This window comes from Pseudoglutamicibacter cumminsii (genome assembly GCF_003143995.1).
GTDB lineage: Bacteria > Actinomycetota > Actinomycetes > Actinomycetales > Micrococcaceae > Pseudoglutamicibacter > Pseudoglutamicibacter cumminsii_B.
Genome location: NZ_QFWG01000002.1, coordinates 120510 through 136093, shown reverse-complemented (window position 1 = coordinate 136093; position 15584 = coordinate 120510). Strand labels below are relative to the sequence as shown.

The following is a 15584-nucleotide window of genomic DNA, read 5'->3' as shown; positions in this document are numbered from 1 at the left end:
GCGTGCGGGGTGAGGGAACGGAAAACATCCGCGTACTAGTCTAGTGGGCCGCTCCCGCACCGTGTCCGTATGCGTCGCCGCGGCATGATGACGCGTGACAAAACGCACGATGCGTGATCAAGTGGGATGCATCATGGCAGCAGAATCTGGATCAGTGAGGGCCGGCTCGAACCGTTCGGGCCTTCTGGTTGGCGCGCTCACCTACTTCATGTGGGGCTTGTTCCCGTTCTATTTCGTTTTGGTTGAGCCGGCTGGCCCGTTTGAGGTGGTCGCGTTCCGCATCACGTTTTCGATGCTGTTCTGCGTTGTCTTGGTGACCTTGACCCGCGGCTGGCGTTCGCTTCTGAACGTGGCCCGCAACCCGCGCACGCTAGGCGCGCTCGGCATCGCGTCGGTACTGATCACCGCTAACTGGACCATCTATATTTCCGCTGTTTTCACGAATAATACGGCGGAAGCTTCGCTCGGCTATTTTATCAACCCGCTGGTCTCCACGCTGTTGGGAGTGCTGGTGCTCAAGGAGCAGCTCACGCCCGCGCAATGGGTCGCGGCTGGGCTAGGTTTGGTCGCGGTCGTTGTGATTACGGTGGGTTATGGCCGGCTTCCGCTGTTCGGTCTGGGGCTCGCGTTCAGCTTTGGGCTCTACGGGTTGGCGAAGAACCGCGTGGGAGGCAAGGTCAAGCCAATTGAGGGGCTGGCTTTGGAGACCGCGTGGATGACCCCTGCCGCGGTCGTATTCTTGAGCGTCATGGCCGGCATGGGTCTGCTCACGTTCCCGAAGCTCGGCTGGGGTTTCACGGGCTTGCTGATGCTTTCGGGCGTCATCACCGCGATTCCGTTGTTGACGTTCGCGTTCGCGGCCTCGCGCTTGCGCCTGGTGACCCTCGGGATGATCCAATACATCGCCCCGATCATGCTGTTCATCGTGGGCGTGTGGGTTTTCGGCGAGCCGATGTCCGGAACCCGATGGGCTGGTTTCGCTTTGGTGTGGGCCGCGGTTGTCGTGTTGATGGTCGATGCGGTATGGCAGGCCCGCGTGACGCGTCACCTTCCGCGCACCGCGGCCCAAGGAGGTTCCGTGACGGAGGGGCCTGGTGCTCAGGCTCAGGATTAGTCAAAACAGCGCATCAGCCACACAGCAGGCTGGGCATAAACATGGAGGAGCCGCGGGGTGCAGTCACGCACCCCGCGGCTCCTTCATAAGTGACGACGGTTTAAAGGTCGTCTTCTTTCGCTTCGTCAGGGCGAACTACAAGGTTCACGATGGCTGCTGCGAGCCCTCCCCAAACGGTCACGATAGACAGAACAAGGAATCCGATGGCTGCCGGTGTCATGCCGTTGCTCCTTTCTGTTCGTCATTTTCGATGGCTTGGCGCTTTTCGATCGCGTCTTTTTCGATGGCGTCGCGGCGCGTGTACTCATCGAACTCTGGGTCGAACTTGTCTTTGGACTTGCTGGACCATGAGATCAGGCTCAACAGGACCGCGACGACGATCAACGCGCCAGCCATGCCCCAACCGAAGATGGAGACAAGCCATTCAGGGTAACCGTTGGCCACCGCATAGGAGTCTCGGATGAGCTTCACGAACTCGGATCCCAGCAGGTACACCAGAACCACTGGGAGCAGGCCGCCGACGAGGAACATCCAGAACTTGCCGACCTTAAACGAGGAGCGATGGTTGAGGTGTTCAGCGAGCTCCGGCAGTTTGCGGGCGAACCATGCGACAACGATCAGCGTGACTGCCGCGACGAACGTGATGCCGAAGCTGTTGACGAACTTGTCGACGACATCCAGCAACGGCAGGCCTGTCGTGGACGCGAACATCAGGGTCGAAGCGACCGCAAGCGGGAGCAGCACGGTGAGCGTGGTCGGTACGCGGCCCCAGCCGAGCTTGTCTTGGAACGCGGAGACGATGACTTCGAGGATCGAAACCATCGAGGTGATGCCTGCGAAAGTCAGCGAGCCGAAGAAAAGCACACCGAGCATCGGCCCCATGAACGCGTTGGATGCGATGGTTGGGAACGCTACGAACGCGAGGATCGGGCCGCTCGTGACGGCTTCGCTCACAGCGACGTTTTGCGCCTGAGCCATGAAGCCGAGGGCCGCGAAGACGCCGATGCCAGCAAGGATTTCAAAGGACGAGTTCGCGAACCCGACGACCAGGCCCGAGCCGGTGAGGTCTGTCTTCCGCTTGAGGTAAGACGAATAGGTCACCATGATGCCGAACGCGATGGACAGCGAGAAGAAGATGTGGCCGTATGCGGTGATCCACACGCTCGTGTCTTTGAGGGCTTCCCAGTTCGGTGTGAAGAACTCGTTGAGGCCGTTTGCGGCGCCCGGGAGCATGAGCGACTGGATGACCAGGATGATGAACATGACGGTCAGCAGCGGCATGAAGATGTTGTTGGCGCGGCCGATGCCCTTGCGGATGCCGGCGCTCATCACGATGATGATGAAGACCCACACGAGGATCATCGGGATCAGCACGGTCTTAGGGAACGTCGTGGACAGCGATGCTCCCGGGGCTTCCATGTGCAGGTATTTGTTGAGGAAGAACTCCTCTTCCTGGCCCTTACCCCACGTGAGGCGCGCCGAGTAGACGGTGTAGATCGCGGCCCACGCGACGATGGCCGCGTAATACATGCCGATGATGACGCAGATCAGCACCTGCCACCAGCCGAGCGCTTCGGTGCGCTTGTTGAGGCGGCGCATCGCGAGCGGTGCGGAACCACGGTACTTGTGCCCGATCGCGTAATCGAAGAAGAGCAGCGGGATACCGGCGGTCAGAAGTGCACACAGGTATGGGATGAGGAACGCGCCGCCACCGGATTCGTAGGCGACCGATGGGAAGCGCCAGATGTTGCCGAGACCGACTGCGGAGCCGATCGCGGAGATGATAAAGACATTGCGTGAGCCGAACGCTTCACGCTTGGTGCGTTTGTTCCCAGCTTTCATATTCCCAGCTTTCATAGAGGCGGGACTCGTGGTTCCTTGCGACATGCGGGATACCCTATGCCTATTTCGCTCAGGTTTCTATATGGAGGCTTGGATATTTCACAGCGTGATATTTCACAGCCGGACATTTCACGGCACTGATTTCGCACAGCACTGATTTCGACAGCGTTTATTTCGACATAGGTATCCCATGCGTGCGTAGGACGTGACAAACTGGAGATATGTCTGAGCTGTTTTCGCAGTCCTACCGGAACATCGTGACCGATCACTTCGAAGGCGAATGGGAACCAGATGATGGCCTGAGCGCGAGGGAATACGCTGATGCGCTCGCTGAATCTGATGTGACCGTACTGCCTGCCGCGTTGGAGCAGTTTTACCGTTCCGTGGGCGCTGTTGAGGACATCATGGAGGCCTACTATTTCGTGTGGGATCCGGATGAGCTCGAGGTCCAGGACGGTTACGTGTGCTTCATGGAAGATGAAGACGACCGTTATACATGGGGCTTCCCTGTCGAGTCGTTGAATGTCCCGGATCCGTTGGTGTTCCGCCGTTTCAACGCGAAAGACACGTGGGCTGAAACCGGCGCAACGATCTCCGAGTATTTGCTCGATTATTTCGAATGGGTTTTCACCGAGGTTGAACCTGCGGTAGAAGAGGATCTGTGACCACTACTCCCCACGGATCTGCCCGAGTCTGGGTTTCGCACGCCCCTGAAGATTACGCGTGCCCGTTTTGTGAGATCGTTGGCGACGTGTCCCCGTTTTCGCAAGCGAACCTGTGCGCGCCAACTGACTTGGTGTACCGCGATGAGCTCGTGTCAGTCATCGTCGCGTGCGATGGTTTCGGTGAGCATGCTGGACATGCGATGGTGATCCCGTCGGGTCACTTTGAGGCACTATATGACCTTCCCGACGATGTGAATGCGGCTTTGGCTGTCATAACCCGTTTGGTTGCGGTTGCGATGAAGCGTGTGTGGGCTCCCGAGGGGATCTCGACCCGCCAGCACAACGAACCGTCAGGCAACCAGCATGTGTGGCACTACCACCAGCACGTTTTTCCGCGGTGGGCCGCCGATGATTTGTACCGGCAGGTTCGCCGCCGGTTGCCGGTGGATTTCCGCGCGGTCAAGGCACGCGAATTAGCGGCCGCGTTGCGTGAAGTCCTCGAAGAAGAGGGTCGCGCGAGCAGCGGCATCGTCACCCGCTAGGCTGCATCGTCACCCGCTGAGCGGAGTCATCACCGCTAGGCGGGCAACCGTACAGATTAGCCCTCGCGGGTCACGACGCGTCGGCGAACGCTTCGAGAGCGGAACGCACCGTGCCTTGCGGAAGTGGCGCGAGCGCTTCAACCGCCTTGCGTGACCAGTTGCGCGCCTCGTCCCAGGCCCGCTGAGTCGCTGCATGAGCGGCGAGCGCGGTGACAGCGGTCTCGAGGTCCTCATCGCTCGTGAGGTCGCCATCGACCAGTTCGATGACCCGCTGAGCCTCCGCATCGCCGGCAGCAGCGTCTTGACGTGCGTACAGAACCGGGAGGGTGTCGACCCCTTCGCGCAGGTCGGTTCCGTTGATCTTGCCGGACGCCTTCTCCTTGCCGAGGATGTCGATGACGTCGTCAGCGAGCTGGAAGGCGATACCGACCTTCTCGCCGTAATCGACCAGGACGTCGCGGAACTCTTCGCTCGCCCCGCCATAGAGCGTGCCGTAATAGCCCGCGCACGCGATGAGCGACGCGGTCTTGTCTGACAAAACCTGAATGTAATGCTCGATGGGGTCCGCGCCTTCGCGCACGCCAGCGAACTCATGCAACTGGCCGAGGCAGAGGCGCTCGAAAGTGCGGGCCTGAATCTCAACAGCGCCAGGGCCCAGCTGAGCGGCGAGCACCGAGGCCCGCGCAAGAATCAAGTCGCCGGTGAGGATCGCAACCGAGTTCCCCCACACGTGCTGAGCGGTCGGGGCTCCGCGACGCATCGGGGCGTCATCCATGACGTCATCGTGATACAGGGTCGCAAGATGCGTCATCTCAACGATGCACGCCGCCTTGATGACCTCGTCCGTGATGCCCTTCTCACCGAGCAGAGACGACAACACCACCAAAAGCGGACGCACACGCTTACCGCCAGCCTCAGCGAGGTGACGCGACGCGCGGTCGATGATCGGATCAGAATTCGCGACCGCGTTCAGAAGCATCTTCTCGACCCGAGCGAGGCCTCGAAAACCTGCGGAGCGAACTCGACATCATCCGCAACATCACGGAAACCCTGAGGCAACTGGATCGTCGCAGTGAGAGCTTGGGTTTCCGGATCCAAGTCAACTGACTGCTCGACGTCGTGCCCAGCAGACGTCCAGGAGGAATCTGTCACGTTTTTCAGCCTTACTTCTTCACCGAGGACTTCCCCGGGTTCTTCCCCGAGGGGCTCGCAGTGTTACGCACGGGAGGCGCAACACGTTCTAGCGCTTGAACTACTCTATCGACCAAAGCCGGCGACGTGCGGTCAGACAAGTTACCCATCGCACGCACAACCACCCGCATCAACGCATTCGAGTTCATACCCAATCGCACAGCGGTACGCATGATCTTCGGGTTACCGACCATGTGAGCGAACACCTTGCCCGCACCGTAATGCGCGCCGAAATGCTGCTGAATCAGCTCCGGATACCGCGCAAGACCCGCATCGAACGCCGCACGCACCTGCGCCGGTGTTCCGCCACGGTACCGCGCCGCAATAACCGCGTCATCGATCACATCGGCAGCCATACGTGCCGACTCCATCGCCGCGTCGATGCCTTCGCCGTTGAACGGGGAAACCAAGCCAGCCGCGTCCCCGAGCAGCAACGCGCCGGGAACCGAATGCGGGGTGCGGTTGAACGCCATCGGGAGCGCGGCGCCACGCACTACGCCCACCTGATTCTCCGGGACGAAACCGCGGTTAGGGTCATAGTCCTGCATGACCTTAACCCACTCGGTCAACGTTGAACGCAGGTCGATTTTGCGGAAATCCTTCGCCGTATCCAAGATCCCTAAGCCGACGTTCGCGGTGCCATCACCCACACCGAAGACCCAGCCGTACCCCGGCATCAAGTCACCGTTGCGGTCCGGGAGCTGAAGCCACGTCTCCATCCACGGGGAGTACGACATCGGCGAGGTGTAATACACGCGCTGGGCCACACCCATCGGGCGGTCGGAACGCGGCAGGATGCCGAGCGACTTCGCTACGGGCGACGAATTGCCGTCCGCCGCCACCACGAGGTCCGCGGCGATATCAAACGGCTCGCCATCACGCTTGCCTTCAGGCGTGGTCCGCTGAACCTTGACGCCAACAACCCGGCCGGAACCGTCCTGAACAGCGCCACGCACCGTGTGGCCCTCCAGGACCTCAGCGCCAGCCTCGGCCGCCATGCGGGCCAGCTGCGCATCGAAATCAGCGCGCGTACGCGTCAAACCATAAGACGGGATGTCGGAGCTGAAACCCTCGAAAGAAACCGTCGATGAGCGACCACCAGCCACGAAACGCAAGCCGCGCGTGCGCTGCCAGCCGTCGGCCTCATCGTGCGCCATGCCGAGGTAATTCATCTCGCGCACAGCACGCGGGGTCAGGCCATCGCCGCACACCTTCTCACGCGGATACCGCGTCTTCTCCACAACCGTGACGCGGTACCCTGCCCGCGCCAAATAGGTCGCGGCAGTCGCACCTGCCGGGCCACCACCGGCAATCACAACATGAAGGGTCATGAATCTGCAGCGGCCTTGAAACCGCGGTGGATCGCAACAATGCCGCCTGTCATGTTGCGGTACTGAACGTTCTGCCAGCCGGCATCCTGAATCCAGTGCGCGAACTCGTCCTGGGCAGGCCAATCGCGGATCGACTCAGCCAAATACTTGTAAGCCTCAGCGTTCGAGGAAACCTTGGACGCAACCCACGGCAGCGCTTCATGAGGTATTCCTTATACACCACACGGAACGGGGTGAACGTCGGGTCAGAGAACTCCGCGATTACGAGGCGGCCACCCGGCTTGGTCACGCGGAGCATTTCGCGCAGCGCCTTGTGTGGGTCGTGGATGTTGCGGATGCCGTAAGAGATCGTGACGACGTCGAACGTGTTGTCCTCGAACGGGAGGTTCATCGCGTCAGCCTGAACAAAGTTGATGTCCGGGCGGCGGCGGCGACCCACCGCGAGCATCCCTTCCGAGAAGTCCGAGGCCACAACATCGATCCCGGCGTCCGCGTACGGCTCCGAGCTCGTGCCGGTGCCGGCCGCGAGGTCGAGGATCTTCTCACCCTGCTTCGCATCCACAGCGCGCACCACCACACGGCGCCAGTACGGGGTCAAACCGAACGTGAGGACGTCGTTCGTGAGGTCGTAGCGTTCAGCCACGCCATCAAACATGCGGGCGACATCATCCGGATTCTTCTGCAGAGTAGCTCTCATCACGTTAGCTATTCTCTCTCACTACTCGCACGCAGTCGAAACCATCGGCGCGGTGTGCCTGCTAATAGACGGTGTGCCAGCTAATAGACTGAGGCCGATATGACTTCTTCCGTGAATTCCCGTGCAGCTTCTTTCGGCGTGCCGTCGTTGCCGCGTCTGCGCGTCGTGACTCGTGCCCGCGGCATGCATCCGGCGATGGCCGCCCCGGCAACCCTCGCCGATGTTGCTGGCCCGTGGGATCACGTGTGGGCTCGCGGTGAAACGTCGATGGTCGGCACGGGCGAGGTTCTGCGGCTCAGCGCTCGCGGTGATGACCGTATCGATGCGTTGGCTTCCGCGTGGCGCGAGCTGTGTTCAGCGGCCACGGTGGACGATGCGGTTGTCGCCTCCGGTACGGGACTCACGGCGTTTTCTTCGGTTGCTTTTTCGCGGGCCTCGGGCCGCGATTCGGTGCTGATTGTTCCGCGGGTTGTGTGGGGCCGCAACGGTGACCTCTCGTGGATCACGGTGATCCTCGCGCCAGAGGACGCCGAGGAGCTGGGGTCGGAGCCGAGCCTCGAGGACCTTGAAGCGTACGCCGCGCGCGTACGCGGCGAGGCCAACACGGGCAAGGCTGGCGACGCGGCTAGCGAGGCGACAGATGTGGCCGGCGCCCACATCGTCGATCATGCGCACACCAGCGAAGCCCGCTTCCAAGACGGGGTCCGTAGCGCCATCGAACGCATCCGTTCCGGCGAGCTAGCGAAAGCTGTGCTGTCTCGCGACGTCACCGTGGATGTTCCCGGGGGCGTGCGCGTGGTGCCAACGTTGCACGCGCTCGCGGCCCGCTACACGGACTGCTGGGTGTACTCGGTTGACGGGATTATCGGCGCGACACCGGAGATGCTGATTGAAGCGCACGACGGGATCGCGCGTGCCCGCGTGCTAGCCGGGACGCTTGACCGCGCCAATCACGGCGAAGACGGCGCATTCGAACTCGCGAACGATCAGAAACAGCTCGAGGAACACCAGTACGCGATCGATTCGCTCGTCGAAGAGCTTGAGCCGTTCGTGACCGAGCTGCACTCCCCCGCCGCACCGTTCGTGCTGACCCTGCCGAATGTGTGGCACCTCGCATCCGATGTGCGGGCTCGCATCGGTGCCGCCGATGCCGGACCGTACAGCGTGCTCGATTTGTTGCGCGCCGTGCACCCGACCGCCGCGGTGTGCGGGACGCCGCGTCTGCTTGCGGGACGCATCATCCGTGACATCGAACAGGTTGACCGCGGCGCCTACGCCGGCCCCGTTGGGTGGGTCGATGCGCGCGGCAACGGCGAATTCGGCATCGCGCTACGGTGCGGGGTCCTGGAAGGCTACGGCCCCGAGGCGCCGACAGCCGCTCATGTTGGCAGCAACACGTTCCCGACCGAGGTCACGGTCACGCGCGGTGATGGTGGCGGCGCTGGCGACGGCGGCGCAACTAAGCCGGTTCCGGAACGGATCCGTTTGTGGGCTGGATGCGGGATCGTCGCAGACTCCGAACCCGCCGCCGAACTGCAAGAGACGTGGGCGAAGATGCGGCCGATGCTCCAAGCGCTCGGCGTTCCGACGCCGGCTAAGAGCTAACCCAGCTCAGCGAGAGCTTCCCTGGCGGCCGCGGCGAGCGCGCGATGCAGTTCGCGTGGCTTCTCGCGTTCGGTGTCCACGACCAAGAGCCGGCACCCGCTCGCGGAGCGGCCGGCGTCGAGCCATTCACGCACTTGCTCGTGCGAGCTAACCCGTTGTGCATCCCAGCCATAGGCGCGCGCCAGCTCAACCACGTCAAGGCCGTGTGGCACGCGGAAGAAGCGATCCACCGCCTCCCGGTAGCCCCCTCGCGCCGCAACCGAGCCGTGTTCGAGGGTCGAGAAGATGGTGCCGCCGCCGTCGTCGGCAACCACAACATCGAGCTGCGGAACCGCTTCAAGCGAAGGCACGAGCATCCCTGGAGCCCCGTACAGGAACGTGACATCGCCCATGAACGCGAGCGTCCGGCGCCGCTCGGCGAGCGCGATCCCAGCGGCCGTGGAAATGGTGCCATCGATGCCGGCAAGCCCCCGGTTCGCATACACACGAGGGCCGCGGCCGCGTCGCGGGGTTGCGGCGATGTCCATGTCGCGCACCGGACGCGATGCCCCGATCACGGCAGGCCCGTACAAGCCGGCCCACACATCGGCGGCAAGAGAAGGCCCCGTGAGTCGGCCCGTGACGTGCTCCCGCTCCGCGACCACCATGTTCACGGCGGCGACGACGCGGTCGTCGGCTTCGCGCCACGCTTCAACCCATCCCTCAGGACCGACCCCTGCGAACTCAGCGGCCTCAGCGAAGCTACGCACCGGCGCCTCGCGCCGCTTGGACAACTCACACCACGCGAGCGGTCCAGGCGCATAGACGGCCGACGGGATGTCTTCGCGCGCGAGCAGAGCGTTGATAGGCCGCGACAAGGTCGGCCGGCCGAACAATACGACCGCCTCAATCTGGTCTGCGAACGCCGCGAGCGTGAACTGATACGCCGTCAACGCGTTCTCGCCTTGGCGGGCATTCGAGGATGGCTCCGCGAGCAACGGCAAATCCAGGGCGTGAGCGAAGTGCGCCGCTTCCTCGCCGGCATCGTGGCCAGCGATGACAACGGTACGGCGTTGGTAAGGAGTGCGGCGTTGGTGATCGCCCTCGCCCGGGGTTCCCTCCCCCGCGGCGGCGCGTAGCGTCTTGCGCGAAAGGGCACGCGGAACCGGAACCGTTGCGGCGAGCGCGTCCATCTCCAACAGCTCGACATCGCTCAGTTCTGGGTGCCGGCGCTCGGAGACGTCGGCAGGCCCCTCTTCGCCCGTGATCATCGCGTCGCTGGACGGATACAGCGGATCCTCGAAAGCACAGTTGATATGCACCGGACCCGGCGCGTGCTGCTTATTGCCGAGCCCCGCAACCAACGCCTCAGCGACCAGCCCAGTCGGGTCCTCACCAGCAGGAACATGCACACTCGCACGCGTGTGCTGCCCGAAGATCCCCGCCTGTTGCGTGGTCTGCGAAGCACCCGTGCCGTGCAATCGTTCAGGCCTATCCGCTGTCAACAACACAAGCTTGACGCCCGCGTGCGCGGCCTCCATCAACGCCGGAAACAGATTCGCAACAGCGGAACCGGACGTCGTGACCACAGCAACCGGCGCATCGGACGCCATGGCCAGCCCCAGCGCCAAGAACCCGGCCTCACGCTCATCGATCCGCGCATGAACTGACAACACGCTGTCACGCTCAGCCTCGGCGAGCGCATACGCCAACGGCGCCGAACGCGAACCGGGCGCAACCACCACATGCTGCATCCCAGCGGAGACACACCCCTGAACAATCAGACGCGCGGACTCAACAGCAGACAAAGAAGGCATGGCACCAGTCTATGAGTGAGAGCCGACTCCCGGCCTTGGCCCCTGATCAAGCAAGTCCCGCTCCTTCTGAGGCGTCGGCAACGCATCCATGACCTTGAACAGCATCGCCGCGTTCGGGACCGGAGCAGGCCAATCAACCCAACAATTCGGCATAACACGCCTCCAAACGGTCCATCCACCACGCACGCCGTCCAGCATCAACAGCTAACGCCTCAAGTTTCCCACGCTCCGGAACCACCGCACCCACCGGCAAAACACCAGCCTGCGGTTTCAGACCAGGCACAACCACATCGTCATCAAACAGCGCACCCGTGCCCAGGCCGCACGCATACTTCAGCTCCGGCAACGCCGCCGCCAACGCGACCCCGCCAGCCAACCCCACCGAGGAATCCAAAGCTGACGACACCACCGCATCCAAGCCAGCCTGCTCCACAATCTGCAGCGCGGCGCGCACACCACCCAACGGCTGAACCTTGACGATAATCACCTCAGCCGCACCCATACGCGCAACCTTCAACGGATCATCAGACTTCCGCACCGCCTCATCAGCCGCCAACCGCACGCCCACGCCGCGCGCATCCAACGCCTCACGCAACCGGGCCAGCCCCTCGATCCCGGCAACAGGCTGCTCCGCATACTCAAGATCAAACTCAGCAAGCCGACTCAACGCATCCACCGCGGTCTTGTGATCCCAGCCCTCATTCGCATCCACCCGAATCCGGACCCCCGGCAGTTCACGCGCAACCGCGGCAACCCGGGCAACATCCTCATCAACCGACTGCCCGCGCTCCGCAACTTTGACCTTGACCGTGCCCACGCCGTCGTACCGAGCCAGAACCTCAGGAACCCGCTCCGCCGCCACCGCAGGGACCGTACCGTTCACCGGCACCGCATCGCGCACGGGCTCCGGCCAGCCACGCCACGCGGCCTCGACCCCGGCCACAAGCCAGCGCGACGCCTCCGCCGGCCCATACTCAAGGAACGGCGAAAACTCGCCCCACCCCGCAGGGCCCTCCAACAGCAGAACCTCACGCTCCACAACCCCGCGGAACCGCACATTCATCGGCAACCGCACCACCACGGCCGCCTCCTTCAGCTCAGCCAAAGACGGAAACCGCACCGACTCATCCCACAACACGCTCGCACCACGCTCAATCATGGAAAACACGATACCGAGCTGCGGGGAACGAAACCGTTCTGCGGGGCAGGAAACCGTTCCGCTGCACATGAGACCCAGCCGCGGGGCAGGTACGGGGCATGAGACCTATCCCGCATCCGGCATCCGGCGCGGCATCAGCTTCTACCCAGCAGAACGTGACACTCTAGGAGCATGCCTCACCTATCGACAGACACCGCGCCCCTGCGCGTCGTGTCACACCCGAGGCTATGGCCACGAGTCCTGGGCACCACCGTGCTGTCCCTCGGTGTCCTAGCGCTCTTCGCCCTCACCTACTGGGCTTTCATCAAGACGGTTCGCGGCCAATGGCTCGACGAACGCGCCCTGCTCGGTGCCCGTCGCTTCGTGCAAGACACCCCAGCGCTGCGCAACGAACTCGAGTGGTTCACCCAGATCCCGGTCGCGATCGGCATCGCGGGGCTCGCGCTGACTATCATCAACGTTTTCATCCGCCGCTCTGTGCTCGTACCGGCGATCGCCCTCGGCGCGACCGGGGCCGGGGTTGTGTGCGTCCGCATCCTCAAGGAAGTCCTCCTCGAGCGGCCCTTCACAGGCGTGTCCGAGGCCTACGTCAACAGCTTCCCCTCGGGGCACTCGGCTCTCGCGATCGGTGGGATGCTCGCTGCGCTCCTCTCGATGCCGCCGCGCGTGCGCACCTGGTTCAGCTTCGTCGGGGCGCTCGTTGCGGCCATCGGCGGGTCCGTAACCCTCATCATGTCGTGGCACCGCCCCGCCGACGTAGTCGGTTCCTACCTTGTGGTGAGTTTCTTCGCGCTGATCGCCGCCGGAATCATCGGATGGATTGACGCCGGCCGACGCCCCACCACGTTCCCTGCCGCGCTATGCACCGTGGCCGGGTTCGGTCTCGTCGCGATCAGCGCCGCGGTGATGCTGTTGCCTGAGTTCGTGAACGCGGTTCAGTCCCGTCCGCTCACCGCAACAGCCAACGACGCCGCGGCAGCTGCCAGCGAATGGTTCACTATCCTTGCGGTCGGCCTCATCACGGGCACCGCGCTCGCACTGTTCGGCGTCATCGAGCGGCTCGCGGTGCCGTCCCGCAGCAGCCGCTAACCCCGAAGCAGCCGCTAGACGCGGCTCAGCGCGGTCCGCACACCGAAACATCCACATACGACTGCGGGCCCTGACACATTCCGTGTCAGGGCCCGCAGTCTATTCAATACAGCAGTCTTCAACGATGCTCGCGCATCGCTAGCCGCTATAGGCTCGCGAGAGCCTCCGCCGGGTTCTCGATCGCGTCAGCGACGTAACGCAGGAACGCGCTCGCGGCACCGCCGTCGCATACGCGGTGGTCGAAGGCCAGCGTCAGCTCCATGATCGAGCGAACCACGATCTCGCCGTCGACAACCCACGGGCGTTCCTTGATGCGGCCCAAGCCCATGATCGCAACCTGAGGGTGGTTGATGATCGCAGCCGAACCATCGACGTTGAACACGCCGTAGTTGTTCAGGGTGAAGGTTCCGCGCATCAGCTCGTTCGGGGTGCACTTGCCGTCACGAGCGGTCTTGACCAGCTCAGCGATCGCAGCATCCAGCTCACGCGCCGAAAGCTTCTGCGCATCAGCGACAGCCGGAACCACGAGGCCGCGGTCGGTCTGCGCCGCGATACCCAGGTTGACGCCATCGAAACGAACAATCTCCGACGTGCCGTCCTCGAGCTCGTCGATGCGAGCGTTCAGCTCCGGAACCTGCATCAAGCCAGCCGTCACGAAACGACCGATCAGCGAAAGCACACCGGGCACGCGGCCTTCCGCGTTCGGCTTGAGCTTCTTACGCCACTCAAGCAGCTCGGTCGCATCCACATCGACCCACACGGTCGCTTCCGGAATCTCGCGGCGCGAACGCGACATCGTCTCCGCAACAACCTTGCGAACACCCGTCATTGGGGTGCGGGACTCAACCGTCAAACCGGTACGAGCATCCAGCTCGCCAGCGCCGGCACCCTGCGATACGGAAGGGGCCTCGTTACCCAGAACAGAACCCGAGGTGTGTTGCGCGGACTGTGCGCCGCCATCGATCGCTGCCTGCACATCGGCGCGCATGATCAGGCCCTCAGGGCCAGTTCCCTTGACCGAGCTGATGTCGACGCCGTTGTCACGAGCGAGCTTACGAACCAGCGGGTTGATGACGCGCGGAGCAACGTCCTCGCCCTGCGGCTGGGACTGCTGAGCAGCTGGTGCGGTAGCAGCGGCCGATGCGGACTCAGCGCCACGGCGGCGGCCACGACGGCGACGGCGAGCACCACCCTCGTCTTCGCTCGTTCCGTAACCGATCAGGACGTTGCCCGAGCCAGTGCCGGCACGCTCTTCCTCGCGGTAGGACTGCGCGCCTTCACGGATAACCTCAGCCCCGGCGTCGGCACCGGAACCATCGTCGTCGCCAGCGGACTCGCCAGCCTCGCCGACGGTGATGAGCGAATCGCCCACGACCATCGTCTCGCCAGGTTCGCCATACAGCTTCAAAACCGTGCCCTCGAACGGCGACGGAATCTCAACAACAGACTTAGCCGTCTCAACCTCGGCAACGATCTGGTCGATCTCGACCGTGTCGCCTTCAGCGACGTGCCACGCAACCAGATCAGCCTCAGTCAGGCCTTCCCCGAGGTCCGGGAGAGTAAACGTCTGTGCCATTAGTCCTCCCACGTCATCTCGTCAACAGCATCGAGGATGCGGTCAACACTAGGCAGCTGGTACTTCTCAAGCATCGGCGACGGGAACGGGATGTCGAAGCCCGTCACGCGCTTGACCGGCGAAGCCAGCGAGAAGAAGTTACGTTCCTGGATGCGCGCCACGAGTTCGGACGCGATCGATGCGAAGCCCGGGGTTTCAGCGACCACAAGGGCGCGGCCCGTCTTACGAACGGAAGCATCCACGGTTGCGTCGTCGTACGGAACGATCGTGCGAACGTCGATGACCTCGAGGTCGAAACCTTCCTCAACAGCAGCCTCAGCGGCCTTGAGAGCGGTCGAAACCGACGCACCATACGTCACGATGGTCGCGTCCTTACCCTCACGCAGAACACGTGCGCTACCGCTACGGCGAGCGGCCTTCTTAGCCTCGTACTCCTGCTTGAGGGACTCAAGGTCAGCCTCTTCGCGGCCAAAGTACAGCTTCTTCGGCTCGAAGAACACCACTGGGTCATCCGAGTCGATCGCTTCACGCAGCATGAGGTAGGCGTCCTCAACACCCGATGGGATGAAGACCTTCAAACCCGGGGTGTGAGCGTACAACGACTCCGAGGAGTCACAGTGGTGCTCAACACCACCCACACCACCAGCGTGAGGCACACGGATCACGAGCGGCAAACGGACGTGGCCGCGCGTACGGTTATGCATCTTGGCGATGTGGCTCAGGATCTGCTCAAGCGCCGGGTAAGCGAACGCATCGAACTGCATCTCGATGACCGGACGCATGCCGTTCATCGCCATGCCGATCGCCATACCAGCGATACCGGACTCAGCGAGCGGCGTATCGAAGCAACGCTTGTTACCGAAACGCTCCTGCAGGCCATCCGTAATACGGAAAACGCCACCGAGCTTACCGACGTCCTCACCGAACATCAGAACCGCATCGTCAGCTTCCATCGCATCCGCAAGCGCAGTGTTCAG

The 15584-nt window shown here is 63.0% G+C and carries 12 protein-coding genes and 2 pseudogenes; 5 read left to right on the top strand and 9 right to left on the bottom strand.

Annotated features, from left to right (window positions below):
- Positions 1 to 133: 133 nt before the first annotated feature.
- A complete protein-coding gene (rarD, locus tag CAY35_RS02410) occupies positions 134 to 1114 on the top strand; it encodes an EamA family transporter RarD (RefSeq protein ID WP_109303294.1) in 981 nt (326 codons plus the stop codon).
- A 100-nt stretch (positions 1115 to 1214) separates the two neighbouring features.
- Here the strand turns inward: rarD and CAY35_RS02405 are convergent, their stop codons facing one another.
- Positions 1215 to 1334, bottom strand: coding sequence for a methionine/alanine import family NSS transporter small subunit (locus CAY35_RS02405; protein ID WP_109303168.1), 120 nt, complete (start codon positions 1332 to 1334; stop codon positions 1215 to 1217).
- Entirely contained in the window at positions 1331 to 2956 is a 1626-nt protein-coding gene (locus tag CAY35_RS02400; RefSeq protein WP_109303167.1) for a sodium-dependent transporter, read from the bottom strand. The genes CAY35_RS02405 and CAY35_RS02400 overlap by 4 nt, the downstream gene beginning before the upstream one ends.
- A 221-nt stretch (positions 2957 to 3177) precedes the next feature.
- Here CAY35_RS02400 and CAY35_RS02395 point away from each other — a divergent pair, with 221 nt between their 5' ends.
- Together CAY35_RS02395 and CAY35_RS02390 are read left to right on the top strand one after the other, a co-directional pair.
- Positions 3178 to 3621, top strand: coding sequence for a hypothetical protein (locus tag CAY35_RS02395; protein ID WP_101630403.1), 444 nt, complete (start codon positions 3178 to 3180; stop codon positions 3619 to 3621).
- Positions 3618 to 4163, top strand: a complete 546-nt coding sequence (locus CAY35_RS02390; RefSeq protein ID WP_109303166.1) for an HIT family protein — start codon at positions 3618 to 3620, stop codon at positions 4161 to 4163. The genes CAY35_RS02395 and CAY35_RS02390 overlap by 4 nt, the downstream gene beginning before the upstream one ends.
- 70 nt (positions 4164 to 4233) lie before the next feature.
- Here CAY35_RS02390 and CAY35_RS02385 read toward each other — a convergent pair.
- The 3 genes and pseudogenes from CAY35_RS02385 to CAY35_RS02370 form a co-directional block, all read right to left on the bottom strand.
- Positions 4234 to 5324 (bottom strand): annotated as a pseudogene (locus CAY35_RS02385) (polyprenyl synthetase family protein).
- A 2-nt stretch (positions 5325 to 5326) separates the two neighbouring features.
- On the bottom strand, positions 5327 to 6685 hold the full coding sequence (locus CAY35_RS02375; RefSeq protein WP_109303163.1) for a geranylgeranyl reductase family protein: 1359 nt from the start codon (positions 6683 to 6685) through the stop codon (positions 5327 to 5329).
- Positions 6682 to 7385 (bottom strand): annotated as a pseudogene (locus CAY35_RS02370) (demethylmenaquinone methyltransferase). Before CAY35_RS02370 ends, CAY35_RS02375 begins: the two are co-directional and overlap by 4 nt.
- A 96-nt stretch (positions 7386 to 7481) precedes the next feature.
- Between CAY35_RS02370 and CAY35_RS09785 the strand changes: the two are divergent.
- Entirely contained in the window at positions 7482 to 8987 is a 1506-nt protein-coding gene (locus CAY35_RS09785; protein ID WP_258265595.1) for an isochorismate synthase, read from the top strand.
- On the opposite strand, the gene menD is transcribed toward CAY35_RS09785, so the two are convergent.
- On the bottom strand, positions 8984 to 10783 hold the full coding sequence (gene menD, locus CAY35_RS02360; protein WP_109303162.1) for a 2-succinyl-5-enolpyruvyl-6-hydroxy-3-cyclohexene-1-carboxylic-acid synthase: 1800 nt from the start codon (positions 10781 to 10783) through the stop codon (positions 8984 to 8986). The genes CAY35_RS09785 and menD overlap by 4 nt on opposite strands.
- 133 nt (positions 10784 to 10916) lie before the next feature.
- The gene (locus tag CAY35_RS02355) at positions 10917 to 11942 is read right to left on the bottom strand and encodes an o-succinylbenzoate synthase (protein WP_109303292.1); all 1026 of its coding nucleotides are present in this window, start codon (positions 11940 to 11942) and stop codon (positions 10917 to 10919) included.
- A gap of 171 nt (positions 11943 to 12113) precedes the next feature.
- Between CAY35_RS02355 and CAY35_RS02350 the strand changes: the two genes are divergently transcribed.
- On the top strand, positions 12114 to 13031 hold the full coding sequence (locus CAY35_RS02350) for a phosphatase PAP2 family protein (protein ID WP_146191898.1): 918 nt from the start codon (positions 12114 to 12116) through the stop codon (positions 13029 to 13031).
- A 145-nt stretch (positions 13032 to 13176) separates the two neighbouring features.
- Here the strand turns inward: CAY35_RS02350 and CAY35_RS02345 are convergent, their stop codons facing one another.
- Both CAY35_RS02345 and CAY35_RS02340 read right to left on the bottom strand, forming a co-directional pair.
- Positions 13177 to 14607 carry a dihydrolipoamide acetyltransferase family protein gene (locus CAY35_RS02345; RefSeq protein ID WP_109303160.1) on the bottom strand — a complete coding sequence of 477 codons (1431 nt, stop codon included), beginning with the start codon at positions 14605 to 14607 and terminating at the stop codon, positions 13177 to 13179.
- Positions 14607 to 15560: an alpha-ketoacid dehydrogenase subunit beta gene (locus CAY35_RS02340; RefSeq protein ID WP_375231744.1), complete on the bottom strand. Its 954-nt coding sequence runs from the start codon at positions 15558 to 15560 to the stop codon at positions 14607 to 14609. The genes CAY35_RS02345 and CAY35_RS02340 overlap by 1 nt, the downstream gene beginning before the upstream one ends.
- Positions 15561 to 15584: the final 24 nt, after the last annotated feature.

Coding starts and splice junctions, on each gene's coding strand:
- rarD (WP_109303294.1), top strand. CDS start 134: ATGGCAGCAGAATCTGGATCAGTGAGGGCCGGCTCGAACCGTTCGGGC.
- CAY35_RS02405 (WP_109303168.1), bottom strand. CDS start 1,334: ATGACACCGGCAGCCATCGGATTCCTTGTTCTGTCTATCGTGACCGTT.
- CAY35_RS02400 (WP_109303167.1), bottom strand. CDS start 2,956: ATGAAAGCTGGGAACAAACGCACCAAGCGTGAAGCGTTCGGCTCACGC.
- CAY35_RS02395 (WP_101630403.1), top strand. CDS start 3,178: ATGTCTGAGCTGTTTTCGCAGTCCTACCGGAACATCGTGACCGATCAC.
- CAY35_RS02375 (WP_109303163.1), bottom strand. CDS start 6,685: ATGACCCTTCATGTTGTGATTGCCGGTGGTGGCCCGGCAGGTGCGACT.
- CAY35_RS09785 (WP_258265595.1), top strand. CDS start 7,482: ATGACTTCTTCCGTGAATTCCCGTGCAGCTTCTTTCGGCGTGCCGTCG.
- menD (WP_109303162.1), bottom strand. CDS start 10,783: ATGCCTTCTTTGTCTGCTGTTGAGTCCGCGCGTCTGATTGTTCAGGGG.
- CAY35_RS02355 (WP_109303292.1), bottom strand. CDS start 11,942: ATGATTGAGCGTGGTGCGAGCGTGTTGTGGGATGAGTCGGTGCGGTTT.
- CAY35_RS02350 (WP_146191898.1), top strand. CDS start 12,114: ATGCCTCACCTATCGACAGACACCGCGCCCCTGCGCGTCGTGTCACAC.
- CAY35_RS02345 (WP_109303160.1), bottom strand. CDS start 14,607: ATGGCACAGACGTTTACTCTCCCGGACCTCGGGGAAGGCCTGACTGAG.
- CAY35_RS02340 (WP_375231744.1), bottom strand. CDS start 15,560: ATGGAAGCTGACGATGCGGTTCTGATGTTCGGTGAGGACGTCGGTAAG.